The sequence below is a fragment of the Geothermobacter ehrlichii genome (assembly GCF_008124615.1).
Taxonomy (GTDB): Bacteria; Desulfobacterota; Desulfuromonadia; order Desulfuromonadales; family Geothermobacteraceae; genus Geothermobacter; species Geothermobacter ehrlichii.
On the sequence record NZ_VNIB01000027.1, the window covers coordinates 1 to 3,454 of the forward strand.

3 protein-coding genes are annotated in these 3,454 nt (G+C 48.1%); all 3 read left to right on the plus strand.

From position 1 onward, the window contains the following. Positions 1–602 precede the first annotated feature (602 nt). The 3 genes from EDC39_RS15475 (at position 603) to EDC39_RS15165 (ending at position 2,824) form a co-directional block, all read left to right on the plus strand. Positions 603–893 carry a hypothetical protein gene (locus EDC39_RS15475; protein WP_148897233.1) on the plus strand — a complete coding sequence of 97 codons (291 nt, stop codon included), beginning with the start codon at positions 603–605 and terminating at the stop codon, positions 891–893. A 410-nt stretch (positions 894–1,303) separates the two neighbouring features. Next, entirely contained in the window at positions 1,304–2,155 is an 852-nt protein-coding gene (locus tag EDC39_RS15160; RefSeq protein ID WP_148897234.1) for an HpcH/HpaI aldolase/citrate lyase family protein, read from the plus strand. Positions 2,156–2,212: 57 nt separating this feature from the next. Then, complete coding sequence (locus tag EDC39_RS15165) at positions 2,213–2,824, plus strand: DUF1847 domain-containing protein (protein ID WP_148897235.1); 612 nt, start codon at positions 2,213–2,215, stop codon at positions 2,822–2,824. The last annotated feature ends 630 nt before the right edge of the window (positions 2,825–3,454 follow it).

The following is a 3,454-nucleotide window of genomic DNA, read 5'->3' on the forward strand; positions in this document are numbered from 1 at the left end:
ACTCAACGCTGGGCTACAAAAGCCCGGCTGAATACGAAGCGGCCTATTTTAAACTTGCAGCCTAACCCGGTGTCCACTAAGCCGGGGGAAGGCCATATCGCTTTTCTGGTGGCATAGTGACGCCCAGGCATTTGGCGAATGAGGATTAGCGTGGGCGAGGTCCTGAAGGGAAGATTGTCGTGAACGGTAGGGTTGCCTATCCTGCCGAAAGTCTAGTCGCGTGGCTTGAGTCTCGTGCGCGAGGCAGGTGAGCTGATAGGTGATTACGTATTGATGTTGTCGGCCCAGGGACATAGCCCTGGGCTTTTTTGATTTGAGGTGCAGGGGGGTGTAAGCGGCTTTGTTGAGGGCCTCTGGTTAATTGTGGGCCATCACGACCTGCCAGCCCTTGATCTCTGCGTACATGCGGGCGCGGGCCTCGTGGCTCTTTGGGGATTCGCCACGGGCCTGATTTTCGGTTTCGGTTGCGACTCTGATCCAGATGCCGACGTTCACAGGGTGCGCAGGCTTCCCCGTTCTGGATCTCCTGCACGACAAACGGTGGTTGATTTTCCAGCCTGAAAAATTTTTAGGTTCTGTCAAACGTCAATGGGCTCAACAGGTTGGCTACACTGGTAGGCCGGCTGGCAGCCCGGCCATGGGAAGTGCAAGCCGCCAAGCTGGTCGGTGACATCCTCAAAGTGGACTCGTCTTGCTGCTTAGCGGCCAGTCAATGTGATGCTCGGCCGGTATTGGTCGCCGTCGACTCGGAGAAATTCCGCCGGTTCGGCATCTGGCGGGTGTCGGCGATCACTCTCGACCGGGGCGAAAAAGAGCCATTGACGGTCCATGGCGACATGAGTCTGGCCTATGCCATGAAGCAGTTTGCCGGTGCGGAGGAGAAGGCGAGGTGAACTTTGAATCACTAGAAGTGAATTTGTGGGAATGCAACCCCGCCAGCCTGTCCTAAAGATGGGGCCATCTCGCTCCGACTGCTTTCCTTCGCCCTCAACTGATGTCTGTGCGATTAATTCTGTCTTCTTAATTCTCGACAGGGGGTTCGTTAAGAAGTTAAACAGCGTGTTGTGAAATTGAACACAATTGTTTTGCCTGGGCAAAATATAAACCTGTCATAGTTTGTTGAAGGCCGTAAATATTCATAAAAATCAAATAGTTAAATCGTACCATCTGGGATGGCATGTAAGTTGCTGCCCTCTTTCGATGGGGGGTTGGCAAACATTGTTTTTAAAATGAACGAAGCATTAAGGGCGACAGCCCCATAGTCTGTCTTGTTTTATTGTTGCTTTCTAATGGAGAGATAGTCGTGCAAATCATTCGTAGTTTCTTGTTTGCGCCTGGTAGCAACTCCAAGCTAATGCAGAAAGCTCTTACCGTCGGGGCCGATGCAATTATTTTCGATCTCGAAGATGCTGTGGCCGTTTCTGAAAAAGAGAAAGCCCGAGCCCTTGCAGCCGAGATAGTTGGCAGGGGAGAACATCAATGTCTGACATACATAAGAATCAACAGCTGGGATACGTCATGGGCGAAGGCGGACCTGGCTGCTGCAATAAATGCTGGTGTTGGCGGCATAATGTTGCCCAAAGCAGAAGATCCAGCGGTAGTCAAAGCAGTTGCGGGGCTCTTGCCGCCGAATGTTGACTTCATTCCTCTGGTGGAAACAGCAAAAGGTATTTTGAATGCTTATGCCATTGCTGACTGCAGTGACAGGGTGTCCCGTCTGGCCTTTGGTGCTATTGATTTCACTCTGGATATTGGTGCTGACTACTCAAAAACTGGGACGGAATTACTTTATGCACGTTCTCAGTTGGTTGTTGCTTCACGAGCTGCTGGCTTGCTCCCTCCGGTAGATACAGTATTTCCTGACTTGGCAGATTCGGCTGGACTCGAAACTGAATTGAATCGAGTTAAGCAGTTGGGAATGTTTGGCAAATTGGCCATTCATCCAAAGCAGATCTCGCCAATCAATCAATTGTTTACTCCAAGTGCAGAGGAAATCGAGGACGCCATCCAGGTAATAAAGGCATTTGAGGAAGCACAAAATAAAGGTGTCGCATCAATAGAAATTAACGGCAAATTCGTTGATTATCCGGTTGTTGCCAAGGCAAAGAGGTTAATTGAACTGTCGAAATTAAAAAGAGCTGAGCGAGTCGACTGAGGATTTTGATCGAATCTATCATCAGTGCAATAGACAATAATATTGGAGGTGTCAGCAATGATTGAGTGCAATGGATGTGTAGCTTGCAAATGTTACCAGGGCCATGACTGTAGTAAAAAAAACGATTTTTCTGAGATAAATATTAAGTCTAGGACGATTTTTGACGAGCCTAATATTATTAAAATACTCAAAACTGCTGCTGAAATAGAAGCTCGGCATTATATGCAATGGAACAGATTGGAAGAGCTGATTGGATTTTGTCAGCAAATGGAATACAAAAAGGTGGGAATTGCCATGTGTGTTGGGTTGGCTAGAGAGGCAAAAACCCTGGTAAAGGTACTCTCTCAATATTTCAATGTCTTTTCAATCTGCTGTAAGAACAGTGGGATCAGTAAAGACGATTATGGCATGCCACACATTAAGCAGGATCGCTATGAGGCAACCTGTAATCCGATTGGGCAGGCGCTCATCCTTAACAAAAACCAGACAGATATCAATATCATTCTTGGCCTTTGTATTGGCCACGATATGCTTTTTACAAAATACTCAGATGCGCCTGTAACAACATTTGCGGTCAAGGATAGAGTTTTGGCTCATAACCCATTGGCAGCCTTGTATTCGGGATACTGTTTAAAAAAGCTTCAAGCAAGCTCAGCAGTCTCCAACTAGTTTTGTGCGTCTCTTTGAAATAAAGAAGTTGCTGAAGATTCATTGGGAATTGCCAGGCATGTGTCATGGACCGGGGGACAGTGGCAGGTCGAAGAGAAGCAGTTTGTTCTCCGAATCTCGAAGAGAACCACCAAGCTGGGCATAGACCAGGCTGAGGATAAGCTGCGCGTTGTAAGCTGCCGTGTTGACGGCAAAGGAGATTAGATCGCTAAAGGCCGGCACGATCTGTCAACGGAAGGTGTCGCCTTGTAGGCGGGAGGGAGACTTCTCCGGTTGGTGGAAGCGGCACCTCGATAGAACAAAAGGTCTTCAGGAAAAATCAGACAAGTCAAGCCAAGGTGACATTGTGCAAAAAAATAACTGAACAACTCTGACATTATACCAGTTTTCATCCGGAAACTTTGTAGAGAAGCAATGTCCATTTTAGGTGGAAACCATGCTCAAGTTGTTGCCATGAGGGCAGCAACTTCATTCCAACCCATTTACTTATTTCAAAAGAGGAGAGGAAAGACATGAAAAGCAAGCTGTTGTTCGCCACCCTGTTTGCCGCCCTGGCCCTGGTGGTCACCTCGACCGTCTCCATGGCAGCTCCCATCGTCATCAAGTTCTCGCACGTCGTCGCCGAGAACA

Coding starts and splice junctions, on each gene's coding strand:
- EDC39_RS15165 (WP_148897235.1), top strand. CDS start 2,213: ATGATTGAGTGCAATGGATGTGTAGCTTGCAAATGTTACCAGGGCCAT.